The sequence below is a fragment of the Flavobacterium sp. CG_23.5 genome, from assembly GCF_017875765.1.
In the GTDB taxonomy this organism is placed as follows: Bacteria; Bacteroidota; Bacteroidia; order Flavobacteriales; family Flavobacteriaceae; genus Flavobacterium.
Genome location: NZ_JAGGNA010000001.1, coordinates 2738390 through 2758499 on the forward strand (window position 1 = coordinate 2738390; position 20110 = coordinate 2758499).

General features: G+C 33.2%; 9 protein-coding genes. 7 read left to right on the plus strand and 2 right to left on the minus strand.

Annotated features, from left to right (window positions below; genetic code table 11):
• Positions 1-25: 25 nt before the first annotated feature.
• Entirely contained in the window at positions 26-1759 is a 1734-nt protein-coding gene (locus H4V97_RS11820; RefSeq protein WP_317196497.1) for an alpha-glucosidase, read from the minus strand.
• 26 nt (positions 1760-1785) lie between these two features.
• On the minus strand, positions 1786-3555 hold the full coding sequence (locus tag H4V97_RS11825; protein WP_245345233.1) for a glycoside hydrolase family 13 protein: 1770 nt from the start codon (positions 3553-3555) through the stop codon (positions 1786-1788).
• Between the two features lie 237 nt (positions 3556-3792).
• Between H4V97_RS11825 and H4V97_RS11830 the strand changes: the two genes are divergently transcribed.
• The 7 genes from H4V97_RS11830 (at position 3793) to H4V97_RS11860 (ending at position 20034) form a co-directional block, all read left to right on the plus strand.
• Positions 3793-5799, plus strand: a complete 2007-nt coding sequence (locus H4V97_RS11830) for a glycoside hydrolase family 65 protein (RefSeq protein WP_209549815.1) — start codon at positions 3793-3795, stop codon at positions 5797-5799.
• A gap of 542 nt (positions 5800-6341) precedes the next feature.
• Positions 6342-9341, plus strand: coding sequence for a SusC/RagA family TonB-linked outer membrane protein (locus tag H4V97_RS11835; protein ID WP_231385430.1), 3000 nt, complete (start codon positions 6342-6344; stop codon positions 9339-9341).
• 11 nt (positions 9342-9352) lie between these two features.
• A complete protein-coding gene (locus H4V97_RS11840) occupies positions 9353-10876 on the plus strand; it encodes a RagB/SusD family nutrient uptake outer membrane protein (protein ID WP_196849979.1) in 1524 nt (507 codons plus the stop codon).
• 259 nt (positions 10877-11135) lie between these two features.
• The gene (locus tag H4V97_RS11845; protein WP_209549816.1) at positions 11136-14453 is read left to right on the plus strand and encodes a VCBS repeat-containing protein; all 3318 of its coding nucleotides are present in this window, start codon (positions 11136-11138) and stop codon (positions 14451-14453) included.
• Positions 14446-17706 carry a VCBS repeat-containing protein gene (locus tag H4V97_RS11850; protein WP_209549817.1) on the plus strand — a complete coding sequence of 1087 codons (3261 nt, stop codon included), beginning with the start codon at positions 14446-14448 and terminating at the stop codon, positions 17704-17706. The genes H4V97_RS11845 and H4V97_RS11850 overlap by 8 nt, the downstream gene beginning before the upstream one ends.
• An 84-nt stretch (positions 17707-17790) precedes the next feature.
• Entirely contained in the window at positions 17791-19116 is a 1326-nt protein-coding gene (locus H4V97_RS11855; protein ID WP_209549818.1) for a vanadium-dependent haloperoxidase, read from the plus strand.
• Positions 19117-20034, plus strand: a complete 918-nt coding sequence (locus tag H4V97_RS11860) for a GyrI-like domain-containing protein (protein WP_209549819.1) — start codon at positions 19117-19119, stop codon at positions 20032-20034.
• Positions 20035-20110: the final 76 nt, after the last annotated feature.

The window sequence follows — 20110 nt, forward strand, 5'->3', positions numbered from 1 at the left end:
AAGAGATTTAAGTTGGCAATAGCATTTATTTTAGTTCTACTATTTGCGCTTCATATGGTTGTAAAATATTCATTTTTTTAATTTTATAATTGCCTAAAATTATTTTAGATTTAGCGATCGGAATTTTGATATTATAAGGTGCATTCTTTTCTGAAAAGTTTAATAAAACTAATATTTTTTTACCATTTAACTCTCTTGTGTAGGCAAAAACACTTGGGTTTTCTTTATCTAAAAGTGTATACTTTCCGTAAACGAGAGCAGGTTCCTGCTTGCGTAATTTCACCAATTTTCTGAAATAATTTAATACTGAATTGGAATCTTTTTCTTGTGCTTCGGCATTTATCGTTTTATAATTTGGATTTACTTTTAACCACGGTTTCACGGTTGTAAATCCAGCATTTTTTTCTGTGTTCCATTGAAATGGGGTACGGCTATTTTCTCTTGAGGATTGTTTTTGTATATCTAAAAAAGCATGTAAATCGCCCCCTTTATTTTTTATTCCAATGTATTTATTTCGGGTATCCACATCCTGATAATCTTCAATAGAATCGAATCGAATATTGTCCATTCCTAATTCATCACCGTTGTAATAGAATGGTGTCCCCCGCATTGTTAGTACAAATGTTGAAAGCATTTTAGAAGATAACTCTCTAAATTGAGGAGTGTCATTTCCAAATTTACTGACCATTCTAGGTTGATCATGATTGGCTAGAAAGATTGACAACCAACCTTTATCTTTAAATTTATCATCATATTTAGAAAAAATGGCTTTGTATTTTACTAAACCAAAATCCTTTAAATGTTTGCCAACATCTACGCTTTCGAAATGGTACGCTATATTTAATTCTTTACGGTCTGGATCTACAAATTTCATTGCGGCTTCAGGCGAATCACCAGCGCCTTCAGCAACAGTCATGGCGTTTGGGTATTTGCTTAAAACCTCTTTATTCATTTCCTGAATATAATCATGCAAATGAGGTCCATTTAGGTAATATTTTATTATTGCTGCAGGAGTATTTACGATTTCTTTTGGTAAATCTGGAAAAGTATTGTCTTTTGAAATAAATTGAAAGGCGTCCATTCTAAAACCGTCAATACCTTTATCTAACCAAAACTTCATAATAGCATACACTTCCTGCCGTAATTTTGGGTTTTCCCAATTCAAGTCGGGTTGTTTTTCAGAAAAATAATGAAGGTAATAAGAATTCGTTTGTGCATCAAATTTCCAAGCGTCACTATTTAAGTCAAAAAAGCTCCATCGATAAGGTGGTTTGCCTTTTTCAGCCGGCCACCAATGGTAATAATCCCTGTATTTATTATCTCTTGATTTTCTGCTTTCTTGAAACCATTTATTCTCATCGGAACTATGGTTCACTACTAAATCCATGATTAATTTAATCCCTCGTTTATGCATTTCTTTTAGCATAACATCAAAGTCTTCCATGGTGCCAAAATCTTTCATGATTTCTCGATAATTACTAATATCATAGCCATTATCATCATTTGGAGAGGCGTAAATAGGATTTAACCAAACGGCATCTATACCGAGACTTTTAACGTAATCTAATTTGGATATAATTCCTTTTAAATCTCCTACACCATCGCCATTACTGTCCTTAAAACTGCGAGGGTATATTTGATATACAACAGCTTCTTTCCACCACTTTTTCTGCAAGGCATCTGGTAATTCCACTTTTTGTGAATTAACTAAATTGGTTGCTAACAGAATGAATGCCATTTTTAAAATGTTGTTTTTCATTTTTATAAATTTTTAAAAGGTAATTTCTATTTTATTGCCAAAACAACTGCTTCATAGGGCTTTAGTTCTAATCCGTTACTGGATTTTGTATAATTTCCTATCAGTAATTTTGCATTTTTAAGATTTATTTTTGTATTTAATTTTGCTTTTTTGCTTCTAAAATTTAGCATTACCAAAACTTTTTTTCCATCCAATTCTCTCGTGTAAGCATAAATATTAGGATTTTTGGCGTCAATTAAAGTGTATTTTCCATAAATTAAAACAGGATTGTTTTTTCGTAATTTTACCATTTTCCTGAAATAATTTAGCACAGAATTCGGATCTTTGTCTTGAGCTGCAGCATTCAAAGTAACATGATTATCATTTACTTTTAACCAAGGTTCACTAGTTGAAAAACCGCCGTTTTTCGAATCATTCCATTGAAAAGGAGTTCTTCCGTTGTCTCTGGCACCACCTGTTTTTTGGTCTTCAATAAATTGTTTCAAATTACCTCCTGTATTTTTTAATCTTTCATATTCGGCCAAAGTTTCAATATCTTTGTAGTCTTCTATTTTATTAAATTTTGCGTTGGTCATTCCTATTTCATCACCATTGTAATAATAAGGAGTTCCTTTCATCGAAAGTAAAAAAGTAGTCAACATTTTTGAAGAATAGTCTCTAAATTCAGGCGAATCATTTCCCCAACGAGAGGTCATTCTGGGTTGGTCGTGATTTCCTAAATAAATGGTTCCCCAACCTTTTTTGTCGTATACAGCATCCCAATCAGAATAGATTTTCTTGAATTCGACCAAACTCCAATTTGGATTCATTTTTTTGAAATAACCCGTAACATAACCTAGGTTTGTCCCGTCAAAATGATACCCCATGTTCAATTCGTGTCGCTCTGGATCTACAAAATTCAAAGCAGTAGATTTTAGCATTCCTGCGCCTTCGGCAACAGACATCACATCGTATTTACTCAAAACTTCTTTGTTCATTTCTTGTAAATAATTATGCAAATTAGGATTGCTGGCAAAATAAACATCCCATCTTCCTTCGTATTTTGAGTCAAGTTCTTCCTTAGTGATTACGGGAAAAGTAGTGTCTTTTGCTATGAACGGAATCACATCCATTCTAAAACCGTCGATTCCTTTTTTGAACCACCAGTTCATCATAGTGTAAATTTCCTGACGAACTTTTGGATTCTCCCAATTTAAGTCAGGTTGTTTGTAATTGAAATAATGCAAATAGTACGAATCGGTTGTTTTGTCATATCTCCAGCCGCTTCCGTCGGCCTCAAATGCGCCCGGACGAAATGCAGGTTTTCCTTTTTCAGCTGGCCACCAATGGTAATAATCTCTATACGGATTGTCTCTCGATTTACGGCTTTCCTGAAACCATTTGTGTTCATCACTACTGTGGTTGACGACCAGATCCATGACCAATTTTAGTCCTCTTTGGTGCATGCCTTTTAACAAAGCATCAAAATCTTCCATGGTTCCGAATTCCTTCATAATGGCTTGATAATCCGAAATATCGTAGCCGTTATCAGCATTTGGGGATCCATATATGGGATTTAGCCAAACGACATCAATTCCCAAACTTTTAATGTAATCTAATTTTGATATTATTCCTTTGATATCCCCAACTCCATCGCCATTCGAATCTTTAAAACTGCGAGGGTATATTTGATAAACAACTGCTTCTTTCCACCATTTTTTTTCAATTGGAGCTTTTTTTTCTTGGGCTACTGCTGGTTTAAATAGTAAACAACTAAAGAGTATTGGTAAGACAAATAAGATGTTTTTTGGTTTCATATAATTATGATTTAGTTGTGGTTTTAAAGTTATTTTCTGTTGTGACTAGTTTTGATGACTCAAATAAAAGATAGCAATTTGCATTTTTTTTTTAATATTTTGGCACTGTTGTAAATCGATAACGTTATCGAAATATCGAAAACGTTATCGGTGATAAAATTGAGAATCTTAAATGAATATTTAAATTTTTAAGAAATAAATGATTTAAGTTTGGAATTATTATTAAAAACAAAAATTATGATTTCAAATTTTAAAGTTTTGTTCTTGCTAGTTTTAGCAGGCCCAGTTGTTTTTGGACAAGCAAAATCTGATGAATGGCATCTGTATGCAAATTCCAGATCGAATTATTATGGAGTTGCTATGGCAAATGGTCAAATAGGAATTGTTACAGATGATACACCTTTAAAAACAAAAGAAATTATCCTTAATGGTGTGTACGACGGAAGCCCTGAAAATGGTATCAGTAGAATTGTTCGAGGTATAGAATTTTTGAATCTACATTTGACGATAAATAATCAAATGATAAAATCAGACAATATAGATAATTGGAGTCAAGTGGTTTCAATGAAAGAGGGGACGAGTACCACTTCATTTTCGTTCAAAGATTTGGCAAATATAAACTATACGATATTAGCGAACAGGGCGGTTCCTTATTCGGCTATGGCGATTGTAGAAATTACACCTAGTAAAGACATCGAAATTATCGCCAATAATTACATGACTGTTCCCGAAGAATTGAAAGGAGCAAAGAGTCAATTTCGAGTATTAAAAGACAATCAATATTTGATGCCAGTTTTTGGAACAACAGCTAAAACTTTAACCGGGAAATATACGGTTTCAGCATCTACAACATTTCTATTTGATGGACAAAGCGAAACTTTAAAACAAACCGGAAATGAAGTTGGCTTTACTAAAAAACTCTTAAAAGGGCAAAAATATAGATTTGCCATTGCGGGTGGAATTTGTACCTCTAAAGACATTACGGATCCGTTAAACGAGTCCGAAAGACAGCCTATCTATGCGCTGCAACAAGGAATCGATAATTTGCTGAATCGCCATAGACAAGCATGGGGCGAATTATGGAATACAGGCGATATTCAAATCGAAGGGGATTTAGATGCACAACAACGCGTTCGTTTTGCTTTGTACAATTTATATTCCTTCATCCGTCCTGAAACCAGACAAAGCATTGCTCCAATGGGATTATCTTCTCAAGGCTATAATGGACATATTTTTTGGGATTCAGAACTTTGGATGTATCCTACGCTTTTAGCTTTACAACCAGATATGGCTAAGTCTTGCTTAGATTATCGTTCAGATCGTTTGCAAAAAGCCAAACAAAAAGCAACAATTTATGGCTATAAAGGCGCAATGTATCCTTGGGAATCTGATGATACTGGCGAGGAAGCTACACCTACATGGGCTTTGACAGGAATTTTTGAACAACACATTACAGCCGACGTATCTATTGCATTTTGGAACTATTACGCTTTAACTCAAGATAAATCTTGGTTGAAAAAAGAATGGGCCGTTTTGAAAGAAACTGCAGATTTTTGGGTAAGTCGAGTAGTTAAAAACCAAGATGGAAGTTTTTCTATATTGAATGTAGTTGGGGCTGATGAATATGCGCAACATGTTGATGATAATGCTTTTACAAATGCTTCTGCTATTGAATCTTTAAAAAATACTATTAAAGCTGCGAAAATCTTAAATGAACCAATTAATCCCAAGTGGGCGGAAGTGTCAGAAAAATTAGCAATTCATAAAGAAAATGGAATAACCCAGAATTATAAAGGATACAAAGGACAGATGATAAAGCAAGCCGATGTGAATTTATTAGCATACCCTTTACATGTTATTACAGATAAAGCGCAAATTGAAAAAGATCTAGAATATTATGCGGGGAAAATTGATCCAAAAGATGGTCCGGCTATGGCTTCTGGAGTTTTATCTGTTTTATACGCGCGATTGGGTGATAAAGAAAAAGCATATAACTATTTTGTAAAATCCTATTTACCTAACAGTCGCCCTCCTTTTGGTGTGTTTTCTGAATCGGCAAATAGTAATAATCCTTATTTTGCAACAGGCGCCGGTGCTATGCTTCAAGCTGTAATTTATGGTTTTGGAGGTGTGGAACAAACAGATCAAGGATTGAAATACAACAAGGGACTTTTACCAAAAAAATGGAAGTCTTTAAAAATTATAGGAATTGGAGTTGATAATAAAACAATAACAATAGAATAATAGTAAAACAATTTTTTGAGCCATCCATTCCGGGTTTTTAATCATAGGTATTTGATTTAAAATCCGAAATGGGTGGCTTTTTTTTATGGTAAATAATAAAAATATTTTTAATTTAACTTTTTTGAGATGCGAAAAGTTAAATTAAGACTTTACAATCAGATGTTTAGCTTAATTCTGCTTGATTATGATCTTTTCTTAATATATTTAATTTTGTGAAATATTCATAAATAACGCATTTCCATTGAAGAATAGTCAGCATTTTTTTTAAAGTAGTATTTTTTTTAATAAATGTGTAAATCTTTATTCCTGCAAAACAAGTTGAAATTTAAGAATAGATATTTTTTTGTTTGTTTTATTATATTATTTATAACTTTACTATTAATATTTTGAAGTATATGTTTTTAAAAACGAAAACGTTTTCGGCTTAACGAAAACGTTATAGTTGTATAAAATCCTAATATTATCACAAAATTATAACTATGTTTGATATCAAAATTAAAACAAACCAATCAAAAAATTATTAACCAACTTATTTATTACGTATGAAAAATAGTCTACTTAAAGGCTTGATGGTGTTTCTAACGATGCTGTGTGCCAGTTTGACTTATTCGCAAGATGTGTCAGGTACGGTATCTGACTCTAGTGGTCCTCTTCCAGGGGCTTCTATATTAGTAAAAGGAACAACTAGCGGAGCACAAACAGATCTTGATGGAAAATTTACAATCAGAAACGTTGGACCAAATGCGGTTTTAGTTTTTAGTTACATAGGTCTTAAAACTCAAGAAGTAAATGTAGCTGGGAAAACTTCAGTAACGGTTCTGTTAAAAGAGGATTCAGCTGAATTAAAAGAAGTAGTGGTTATAGGTTATGGAACTGTTAAAAAGAAAGACGCTACGGGTGCAGTTGACCAAATTAGCTCAAAAAGTTTTGACAATATTTCTGCAGCTTCACCTGCAGATTTGTTAAAAGGTAAAACCGTAGGGGTTCAAGTAACTTCCTCAAGTGGTGAGCCGGGAGCTGGAGTATCTATTAGAATTAGAGGAAATTCCTCAATTCGTTCAGGGAATGGACCTCTTATTGTTATTGATGGTGTACCACAAGAAGGCGGAAATGTTTCCTCTGGCGGTAGTGATATTGGTTTAGGAAGTTCTAGTGCTAGAAACCCGCTTAACTTTATTAATCAAAACGATATTGAAAGTATGAGTATTCTTAAAGACGCTTCTTCAACAGCTGTTTATGGTTCTCGTGGAGCAAATGGGGTAATCGTTATTACAACTAAAAAATCAAAATCTAAAGAACCTGAACTTACTTATAGTACTTCTTTTCAATCAAGCAAATATAGCAGCGATTTAGATGTAATGAGTGCTGGAGAGTATGTTGCTTTAGGCGGTACAGATAGACTTTCAAGAGGGTACAACTGGAAAGATGCAATCCTTCAAAAAGGTTCTGCTATAAATCACGATTTGTCTTTTTCTAAATCTACAGATAATTCAAGCACGAGGGTTTCCTTTGGTGCAAGTAACTCAGATGGGATTGTTAAAAATACAGGTTTAGACAAATATACTGCTTCCTTATATAATTCAAATGATTTTTTTGGAGGCGCTTTAAAAGTAGAATCAAGAATCTTATATGCAGGACTAAAGGATCGAGCTACATTAACTTCTAACAATGTAGGTTACGTTGGAAATGTTATAGGAACCGCTTTATACTGGGATCCTACTTTGCCTATTTATAATGCAGACGGAACTTATTATTCACGCGGAAATAACGGTCCTCAAGGACCAGTAGATGATGATTACCTTAATCCTGTACAATTGCTAAATTCATATAATGATTATACAAATACAAATAAAATTATAGGTAGTATTAACTCAATTGTAAAAATCAACAGTCATTTAAAATATCAGTTCTTATTTGGTATTGAAAATTCTAATTCTACAAGAAAAAGCCAATTATCACCCTCAATTCATATAAAAGATGTGGCACAAGCGACACAAGGTGGGGTTAAAAAATATGGAGCGGCACAAATTTCTGAGCAAAGTAGATTTAATAAAACTTTTGAGCACACGTTAAATTATAACAATTCTTTTGGAGATAATTTTACTTTAGACGCTTTGTTAGGGTACTCGTACTATGATTATAATGCAAGTGGCCTTAATGCAAGTGGTAAAGGATACGATGCTGCTCAAACCAATTTAATTGATAATATTGAAGGAGGATTTCAACAGGAGTATAGAGCAGATTCTTTTAGAAATAGAAGTGAATTGCAATCTTATTTTGCTAGATTCAATGCTACTTTGTATAAAAAATTGATTGTAACTGCAACTATTCGTAGAGACGGTTCTACAAAACCAGGTGTTAATGCCAAATATGATAATTTCCCATCTGTGGGTGTTGCCTACAAAATTGTTGAAAACAAAGAAGGCTTGCTTAACGATTTCAAAATTAGAGGAAGTTATGGTATTACTGGTAATCAAGAATTCCCTACAAACTCAGCTGTTGCAAGATCGTCGTATGGTTTAAATGGTTCATTGAATCTTGACAGTAATGGTAACTCTGATTTAAAATGGGAGACTACGACATCAAGCGGTGTTGGAGCAGATTTTACCTTGCTAAATAACAGATTGAATGGTACGTTTGATTATTATATGAGAGATACTAAAGATCTTATTTTCCCGATTCCATCAGCGGCTACACAACCTGGACCACCATCGCCTCGTTACAAAAACTTACCTGGTAATTTAATCAACAAAGGATTTGAGGTTTCTTTAGGATATAAAGTAATAGACAAAGAAAATTTCACTTGGGATGTTTCAGGTAATGCTTCTTTCCAAACTAATAAAATGACTAATTTCGCTGGTTTCTTGCAGACAGGAGCTATAAATGGTCAAGGATTGTCTAATGCCTATGCAGAAGTAATTACTAATGAAAAACCTATTTATTCTTATTATATTTATGAATTTAGAGGGTATGCCGCAGATGGTTCATCAATTTATGCTGATGCCGCTGGAAATGACTCAGGTCTTGGGACCGCATCTAAATCTATATTAGACAAACAACCATTACCAAAAATGAACCTTGGTTTTTCCACCAGCTTGACCTTTAATAACTTTGATGCTGCGGTTTCATTTTATGGTGCTTTTGGTCATTATATATATAACAATACAGCAAACGCCTATTTCTTTAAGGGCGCTTTCTTAGGAGGTAAAAATGTGACTTCAGAGGTAGCTTCATCTGCACAAGCACAAGGGGATCCTAACTCCCCATCTACTAAATATTTAGAAAAAGGAGATTTTTTACGTATGGGTAACTTATCTTTTGGTTATAGTTTCAGAGGAGCGGCAGTATTAGAAAAGGCGAAAATTAAATCTGCTCGTTTATTTGTAAACGGATCTAACTTGTTATTATTTACTAAATACAAAGGATTTGATCCTGAAGTAGATACTGACAAACAATTGGGAGGTGTACCTTCTGCAGGTATGGATTATTTAGCTTATCCTAAAGCGAAAAGTGTGTCGGTCGGACTTAATGTAACGTTTTAATTTTAAAAAAAATGAAAAAAATAAGATTTATAAAAGGCTTATTATTTGTTAGTACTTTAACTCTAGCAGTGGGTTGTACTAATTTAAATGAGGAAGTATTAGATGGTGTACAGATAAAATCATCTACAGGAGCTTCAGGCTCTGTAAACACGGGTGCTTTGTTAGCAAAGACCTATGAGGGTTTGAGAGATTTTAATGGACAAGGAGGGGTGTTTACCTTAGACGAAATGTCTACAGATGCTCTAGCAGGCCCTACTCGTGGTGGGGACTGGGACGATAATGGAGCGTTGAGACAAATGCACACACACACCTGGGCGCCTGATCATATTGAGGTAAAAAGTGCATGGAACTCATTATTATCTAACGTGTATAACTGTAATGTTATAATTGAACAAGGGGGTACTGCCTCTCAAATTGTAGAAGCTCGTTTTTTACGTGCATTTTATTATTATAATGTGGTCGATTTGTTTGGTCAAGCACCCTACAGACCAGCTGGTTCTCCACTTGAGGATGATCCTAAAGTGTGGACAAGAACTGAAGCAACAAAATTTTGCATTGATGAGCTAGAAGCAGTTATTGGCGGTTTGCCAGCACGTGTAGCAGGAGATGCAAGTATTGCGAGTAAAGATGCGGGTCATTTCTTGTTAGCAAAATTGTATTTGAACAAAGCTGTTTTTGAATCAGCAGATGCTTCCGGTGCTATTACTTTTGCTGCAGCTGACATGACCAAAGTAGTACAGCACATTGATGCAATGACTAACACATTAGCTTCGAATTATTGGAAAAATTTTGCTCCTGATAACAACACTTCTAATGAAATTGTTTTTAGTTCTAAAAACATTCAAGGAGGCGCCGGCGGAAATACCCAGTCCAGATGGAGAATGTCTCAACATTACAATCAAACTCCAGGAGGTTGGAATGGTTTTGCTACCGTAGCAGAATACTACGATAGATTTGGAACTGCAGATGCTCGTAGACAATATTCTACACCGCAAATTATTGCCGATTTTGGGAATCCTGCTGGTTTTCAAATTGGTCAGCAATATGCTCCAGGAGGAGTTACTCCTCTACTTGATAATCCTGGTATTCCTTTAGTATTCACTAAGGCTTTAACTTTGATTACAAGTGGTCCTACTCTTAGAACTGCGGGTATTCGTGGTGAAAAATACATACCAGATAATGCCAATTTGAATTCTCCTGATAATGATTTAGTTATTATGCGTTATTCTGATGCTTTATTAATGAAAGCTGAAGCTATTGCTAGAGGTGGTTCAGGAACTGTAGGTGCCATTATGACAAATATTGCAACTCGTGCTGGTGTGACTGCAGCACCTGCAACTCTTGATGGAATTTATGCTGAAAGAGGACGTGAATTATGGTGGGAAGGTTGGAGAAGAAATGATATGATACGTTTTGGTAAATTCTTAGCAGTTAGAGAATTGAAACCATATGTTTCAGACAAAAAATATATTTTATACCCTATTCCAGCGGATGCATTATTTAATTCTAATTTAAAACAAAACCCTGGTTATTAAGATTTGTTTACTATTAATTATTTTGTGAGTTAGTTAGTTATAAAGAGGGTAATTTATTACCCTCTTTATTTTTTTACCCCTATACCATTTCTTTTAACATTGTTTCCTTAAATATTTAAATTCGTATGCCTGTTAATTACATCATTTTGCAACAATTTTTTATTGAAAGGGCTTCTAATTAGTTCGTTTTTAATTTTTTTATATAATCATTATTATATAAATTGCTCACTTCTAATTACCAAATCAAATAGTTATAAATATGTTTAATCGTATTTTTTTATTTCTTCCTCTTCTTTTTATTTTTTCAAATTGTTCTAAAGAAAATTCAGAAAAGAAAGACGCTTTATTCTCTAAACTTGAGGCTTCAACTACCGGAATAAATTTCGTCAACGAAGTCAAAAATGGTGAGGAAATGAACATATTCAAATACCGTAATTTTTACAATGGTGGTGGCGTCGCTATTGGAGATATTAACAATGACGGTCTTTCGGATGTTTATTTTACCTCAAACCTTGGAACAAATAAACTCTATTTGAACAAGGGAAACTTTAAGTTTCAAGACATTTCTAAAAAAGCTGGCGTTGAGGGAAAAAAATCATGGTCCACTGGAGTAGTGATGGTCGATATTAATGCCGACGGATTTCTTGACATTTATGTATGTAATGCGGGTAATACAAAAGGCGATAATCAAAAAAATGAACTTTTCATCAATAATGGCAATGGCACTTTTACCGAAAAAGCAGATCAATATAATCTTGCTGACTCTGGTATAACAACTCATGCCGCGTTTTTTGATTATGATAAAGATGGAGATTTAGATTGTTATATCTTAAATAATAGTTTTATCCCCGTAAGCAGTTTAAATTATTCAAATAAGAGAGATTTGCGTGACAAAGATTGGGATGTTAATGATATTCTAAAAGGAGGCGGTGATAAATTATTGCGAAACGATAATGGAAAGTTTATCGATGTAAGTGAAGCATCTGGAATCTATGGAAGCCTAATTGGTTTTGGTCTTGGCGTTACAGTTGGTGATGTTAATGGTGATTTATATCCAGATATTTACATTTCAAATGATTTTTACGAACATGATTACTTGTACATAAACAATAAAAACGGAACGTTTACAGAACAAATTCAAGATTGGGCCTCTCATATAAGTCAATCCTCCATGGGTGCTGATATGGCTGATGTTAATAATGATGGGACAGCAGATATTTTTGTAACGGATATGTTACCTGAACATGATGAACGTTTAAAAACGACCACCAATTTTGATAATTATGATCTGTTTTCAAGGAAATTGAGTATGGACTTTTATAATCAATATATGCAAAACACTTTGCAGATTAACAATGGAAGTAATCAATTTTTAGAAATTGCAAATTATGCAGGAATTGCAAAAACAGATTGGAGTTGGGGCGCTTTACTTTTTGATATGGACAATGATGGTTATAAAGACATCTATGTTTGCAATGGTATTTATCATGATTTAACGAATCAGGATTTTGTTGATTTTTTTGCTAATGATGTCCTTCAAAAAATGGTGATTACCGGCAAAAAAGATGATATGGAAAGCATAATCAATAAGATGCCGAGCACACCAATCCCAAACTATGCTTTTAAAAACAATAAAAATTTAACTTTCACTAATGAAGCGCAAAATTGGGGATTAGATACACCAAGTTTTTCAAATGGTGCGGCTTACGGAGATTTAGACAATGACGGGGATTTAGATTTGATTGTCAATAATGTCAACATGGAAGCGTTTGTTTATAAAAATAATTCTGAGAAAAATAAAAAAAATCATTTTGTAAAAGTTAAGCTAAAAGGAGTTAATCAAAATAAATTTGGAGTAGGAAGTGTTGTTGAATTATTTTCGGGTAAAGAAATTTTAAGACAAGAATTGATTCCTTCAAGAGGTTTTCAATCTTCTATCGATTATGTAATGACTTTTGGAATTGGAACAAAAAAAATTGATTCCTTACAAGTAATTTGGCCAAACAGTAAATTTCAAACGATTAAAAAGATCTCAAGTAATTCTACCATCAAATTGAATATTGAGGATGCTAAATTAAATTATACTCCTAAAAGTATTGCGTCGAAGAAGTTGTTCTCTGAGAAACCAACTACCTTTTTAGTACACAAAGAGAATGATTATATCGATTTTGATTATGAAGGTTTAATTTCAAAAGAGCTTTCTCAAGATGGGCCTTCGTTGGCTCTAGGAGATATTAATGGAGATGGAAATGATGATGTATTTATTGGCGGAGCCAAAGGAAATCCGGGGAAAATTTATCAAAATAAAGGAAATGATAATTTCAGTATTACTACTCAAAAGGATTTAGATAGCGATGCAAATTATGAAGATATAGCCGCTAGTTTCTTTGATGCCGATAACGATGGCGATCAAGATTTAATGGTGGGTTCCGGTGGAAATGAAAAAGCAGATCAAGCCAATTATAAAAATCGCTTGTATCTAAATAATGGAAAAGGTATTTTCGTAAAAAGCAAAATTATCATTCCAACAACTAATAATAACGTGTCAGTAATTGCCGCAAATGATTTTGATAGTGATGGTGATATCGATGTGTTTATTGGTAGCCGAAGTGTGCCAGGAGTTTATGGAATCGACCCAAAACAGTTGTTATTAGAAAATGATGGAAAAGGAAATTTCACCAATGCAACAGATAAAAAAGCGTTCAAACTTAATGAAGTTGGAATGATAACTGACGCTGTTTGGGAAGATATCGATAATGACGGTAAAAAAGATTTAATTATTGTTGGGGATTGGATGTCTCCAAAAATTTTCAAAAATACGGGAAGAAGATTGGTGGAATTCAAATCAAATCTCAGCAGTTATCATGGCTTTTGGAATGCTGTAAGTTGTGTGGATTTGAATAACGATGGTAAAAAAGATTTGGTTTTGGGTAATAAAGGAACGAATACTTCCTATACAGCGTCAAAAACGAATCCGATGAAAATGTTTGTAAATGATTTCGATAATAACGGAACGATTGAGCAAATTACGACCCGAACAATTGATGGTAAGGATATTCCAATTCACTTAAAGCAGGAATTAGCCAAACAAATTCCGTTGATAAAAAAGAAGAATTTAAGTTATGCGGATTATTCTAAAAAATCTTTTCAGGAGTTGTTCGTAAAGGAGGTGATTGATAACTCAATTCAAAAAACAGTTAATATTCAAGAAAGTGTCATTGCCATTAATAAAGGAAACGGCAAATTTGAAGTGAAAGCATTGCCTAAAGAAGTTCAGTTTTCTTGTGTAAACACGATATGCACCTTGGATGTGAATAAAGATGGAGTTTTGGATTTGATTTTAGGTGGTAATCAATATGGATTCAAACCTCAATTTTCCAGACTAGATGCTAATTATGGAAGTGTACTTTTAGGAAATAAAAAGGGAACTTTTTCATGGTTGCCTTATGCCAATTCAGGTTTCTTTGTAAAGGGAGAAGTAAAGCATGTTAAAGGAATAAAAAACAAGAATAATATTAATTCGATTATTGCTGTTGTTAATAATAGCACTCCTAAAATATTTAAATGCAATGAATAATTTTCTTAAAATAGTATTAGTTTCATTGCTGATTGTTGGTTGCTCCAAAAAACAAGATCATTTGTTTGAAAAACTGTCACCGGAGAAAAGTAGTATCACATTCAATAATCAGTTAGACCCATCAAAAAACATTTCTATTTTAGATTATCTCTATTATTATAATGGAGGAGGAGTTGCATTGGGCGATATCAACAATGATGGTTTAGTCGATGTTTATTTCACTTCAAATCAGGGAAAAAATAAATTGTATCTGAATAAAGGAGATGATAAATTTGAAGATATTACATCAAAATCAGGCGTTGAAGGACAAAGCGATTGGAATGCGGGAACGGTAATGGCTGATGTAAATGGTGATGGATTTTTAGATATCTATGTTTGCGCGGTTGTGGGTATCAATGGTTTTGAAGGTCATAATGAATTATTTATAAATAACAAGGATAATACTTTTACTGAGAGTGCAGCACACTATGGATTAGATCTTGATAATTATAGTTCTTCTGCGGCGTTTTTTGATTTTGACGGAGATGGAGATTTAGATATGTATCTGTTAAACCATGCTGTACATTCTGAATCGTCTTTTGGGAATGCCGAAATTAGAAATAAAAGAAACTATGAATGTGGGGATAAATTGTTTAGAAATGACAATGGAAAATTTGTTGATGTAAGCGAGAAAGCTGGCATTTTTGGCGGCGCAAATGGATATGGTTTAGGATTGGCTATTTCCGATTTTAATTTGGATGGATATCCCGACATTTACGTTTGTAATGATTTTCACGAAGACGATTATTATTATTTGAATAATGGTGATGGGACTTTTACTGAAAGTTTGAAAAAACATTTTGGGCATACCAGTAGATTTTCCATGGGTGTAGATGTTGCCGATATCAACCATGATGGTTTTCCGGATATTATGACTTTGGACATGCTTCCTGAAGATGAGAAAGTTTTGAAATCTTCATTAGGAGATGATAATGTGCAAATGCTCAAATTGAGAACTGAAAAATTAGGATATCATTATCAGTATACCAGAAATATGTTGCAATTGAATCAAGCTGGAAATAATTTTAAAGAGACTGCATTATTAAGTGGGGTTGCAGCTACTGATTGGAGTTGGAGCGCATTATTTGCTGATTATGATGAGGATGGCGAACAAGATTTATTTGTATCTAATGGAATTCCAAAGCGACCGAACGACTTAGATTATGTAAAATATTATTCTAACGATCAAATAAAAAACAAAATCGCCACCACCAAATTGTTAGATAAAGAAGCATTGAAAAAGATGCCCAAAGGCAATGTAACGAATTACGTTTTTCAAGGCTCAAAAGATTTAATGTTTAATAATAGATCTAGCGATTGGATTGAAAATGATTCGATTATTTCAAATGGGAGCGGTTATGCTGACATTGACAACGATGGAGATTTAGATGTTATCACCAATAATTTAAATAGCGTCGCATCAGTATACATTAATAAAACAGATAAAAATGCCAATTATTTGAAATTGAAACTTCGTTTTGGAGGGAAAAATACTTTTGGGATTGGGACAAAAGTGATCTCTTATACGAAAGGAAAAAGACAATTTAAAGAGTTGCAGACCACAAGAGGTTTTCAATCTTCATCAGAGCCAATAATTCATTTTGGATATGGTAAAATCACAAAAGTAGATTCGATAGTAGTCATTTGGCCGGATAAAACCTATCAAACTTTGAAGGATGTAAAAACCAATCAGACATTGACAATAAAAGCTAATGCTAACAGAAAAACTTTTGATTATAATAGATTACATCCTGCCATTTTACCCATTTTTAAAAAGGTAGAAACTAATTTGGGAATTAATTTTACCCATCAAGAAAATGATTTTATAGACATTCTTGTTCAAAAATTAATTCCTTATCAACGCTCTGACAGAGGTCCAGCAAATGCAATTGGAGATTTGAATGGAGATGGAAAAGAAGATATATTTTTTGGTAGTTCAAAAGATAAAAAAGCAGTTGTTTATCTTCAAAACGCGAAAGGGTTTTCTAAGAAATTATTTAATGAAATTGACAATGATTCAATCTTTGAAGATGCGTCAGCTATAATTGGGGATTTCAATAATGATAAAATAAATGACTTATTTGTGGCTTCCGGCGGAGGTGAAAATGCATCTAATTTGCAAGACCGATTGTACTTAGCTAAAAATGGTCAATTTATTAAATCAACACTGCCAAAGTTAACTCAAAACGCTTCAGTTGTTAAAACTTTCGATTACGATAAAGATGGAGATTTAGATATTTTTGTGGGTAATAATTCCTTGAATAATAGATTTGGAAGCACATCAGTTTGTTATTTATTGAACAATAATAAAGGGGTTTTTACGGTTGTTCAAAGTAAAGTTTTTTCCGGTATAGGAATGGTTACAGATGCCGTTGTGACCGATTTCAATAAGGACAAAAAACTCGATTTAATTGTTGTTGGAGAATGGATGAAACCAACTTTTTTCGCTAATACCAATGGGCAATTCAAGGATGTTACGGCAACCGTTTTCCCCGAAAAAAGCAATGGATTATGGCAGTCGATTATTCCTTTTGATATTGACCATGATGGTGATCTAGATTATTTGGTAGGGAATTGGGGAATGAATTCAAAATTTGTGGCTTCGCAAAATTTTCCAATGAAAATGTATTATGATGATTTCGATGAAAATGGCACATTTGAAACTATTGTTGCGATAGCAAAGAAAGATCAATATTATACAACCGCAGGGTTAGATGATTTGGCTGAACAATTTAGTGGGTTAGTTAAAAAGAAATTTCACAGTTATAAATCATTTGCAGGCAAAACACTTGAAGAAGTTTTTGATCCTAAAATGCTCGGAAAAGCTAAACTCTATGAAGTACATAATTTGAAATCTGGTTATTTGAGAAATGACAAAGGAAAATTTGTTTTTGTTTCTTTTTCGAATAAAATGCAAGTAGCTCCAATTACTAGTTTTGTAAAAGCAAATTTTGATTCAGATAAAAAAGAAGAAGTTTTTGCTGCAGGAAATTATTTTGGAGTTTCGCCTTATCACAGTCGATTTGATGGATTTTCTGGAGCATTAATAAAAACTGAAAAAACAATTTATATGGGAAATCAGATAGGAATCGATTTAACTCAAAAGGCCGTTCGTCATTTAGACATTATCAATTTCAATGGTAAAAAGTATTTATTAATTACCATAAACAATAAACCAGCTGAAGTTTACGAACTTCCAACATCTTCAAATTAGGATGTGTTGCAATAAAATAGACTGGCCAATATTCCAAGTTCTTTATTCAAAATTTAGAAAAATTAAAACATTAAATTGAAAAACATGAAATTTAAATATATAACCTTAACAGCAATAATTTTTCTTTTTGTTTCCTGTAAAAAGGAATCCACTATTATTGTGAGCCCTGATGATTATGGTGCTTCTATTGATAATGTTACTCAAATTCTGATTCACGATATTTTTTCTCCACCGGTGGCCAGCAGGATTTATGCTTATCCTAATATTGCTGCTTTTGAAGTAATTGCTCAAAACAGTAATAAATATTCTTCGCTTCAAAAGCAATTGAATGGATTAGATTCGATACCGGTTTTAGACCCGAAAAGTGGTGTTAATAAAAACGTGGCTGCACTTGTGGCACATATGGAAGTAAGTAAGGCATTAGTTTTTTCTGAAGAATTAGTGGAGAAGTTCAGGGACAGTTTGTACCAGAAATGGGGAAATGAAAACCAAAAAGAATTTGAAGTTTCTAAAGAATATGGCCTAAAAGTAGCTGAGCGCATCAAAAAATGGATGGGGAAAGACAATTATAAAGAAACTCGAACAATGCCAAAATTTTCAGTTTATACGAATCAACCAGGGAGATGGCAACCTACGCCTCCTGCTTATATGGATGCGATAGAACCGCATTGGGGAGAAATCAGGACGATGGCTTTGGACTCTGCTTCACAGTTTAAACCAATACCTGCACTAACTTTTTCGGTAAATAAGAATTCTCCTTTTTTCAAACAAGTACAAGAAGTGTACGACATAAGTCAGCAAATGATAAAAAAAGGGGACTCTTCTGAGGAAATGAAAATGGCGCAATTCTGGGATTGTAATCCTTATGTTACAGTTAATCAAGGACACATGATGTTTGCCAAAAAGAAAATAACTCCGGGAGGTCATTGGATGGGGATTGTAAAAATAGCCTGTAAGAAATCGAATTCCGATTTTGAAAAAACAGTTTATGCTTACACTAAAACTTCAGTGGGACTTTTTGATGCTTTCATAAGCTGTTGGGAAGAGAAATATCGCAGTAACGTTGTAAGACCTGAAACTGTAATAAATCAAAATATTGATGAAAATTGGAAACCATTATTACAAACACCTCCATTCCCAGAATATTGTAGTGGTCACTCTGTTGCTTCGGCTTGTTCTGCAGCAATATTAACTTCTATTTTTGGGGATAATTTTGCTTATTTGGATGATACGGAATTGCCATATGGATTACCAATCAGGAATTTTAAATCGTTTAATGACGCAGCAAAAGAAGCAGCTATGAGTAGGCTTTATGGTGGAATCCACTATAAGGCAGCTATATTAAATGGAATAACTCAAGGAAGTAATTTAGGTACTTTCATTGTTACCAAAATAAAAATGACCAAATAAATGACTGATAGAAAAAAAATTGCAGTACTACTTAGTGTTTTGTTTTCAATAGTTTTATTTTGGTATTTATTCATAAAAAAAAGTGATTATTTCATATCATTTAAGGTTAATACTGCGACGGGAACGGTTTTTCAAGGTGTACAGGATTGGTCTGCATTAAGATTAGCAAATCAAAAAGAAAATTATACCACTTTGGAAAAGAGAAATTTTGATTTCATTAAGCAAGAAATGGAAAAAGAGAATATGCGTATGGAATATACTTGGGATATGAAATCCATAAATGATTCGGTAACTTCCGTACGTGTTGGAATAAAGGATTTCAACAACAGTATTTACAATAGAATTACAGCTCCTTTTTTTAGCACGGAGTTTAAATTAGATCAAATCCAAAAAATAACAGAATTTAAAAATGGGTTAAATGATCACATTAAATTCTTCAAAGTAAAAATTGATGGAGAAGGAAGTTCTGAAGAAACATTTGTTGCCTATATAAAACTTAAAAGTGTTTTGCAGGAAAAAGCACAAACAATGATTATGAATGACAACATAATTACAGAATTTATAGAAACTAATAAAATTAAAATAGTAGGAACACCGTACTTAGAAATCGAAAGTTGGAATCTAGATAAAGAAACCGTCAGTTTTAATTATTGTTTTCCGATTGCCAAAAACACAAAATTTATTCCAAATGAAAAAGTAAAATTCAAAACAATCCCTGCTATTAAAGGATTAAAGGCTTCTTATTTTGGAAACTTCAGAACTTCTGACCGAGCGTGGTTTGCTTTGTTAGATTATGCCAAAAAACACGATTATAAATTAGAAAATAAACCTTTAGAGCATTTTCTTGCAAATCCTTTCAATGGAGGAAATGAATTGGAATGGGAAACGCAAATCATCATTCCTTTCGCTTCAAAATAAAGATTAATTTTTAAAGGATTTTAACATTTCGAAAACGTTTTCGGTTATACCGAAAACGTTTTTTATTTATTTAGTA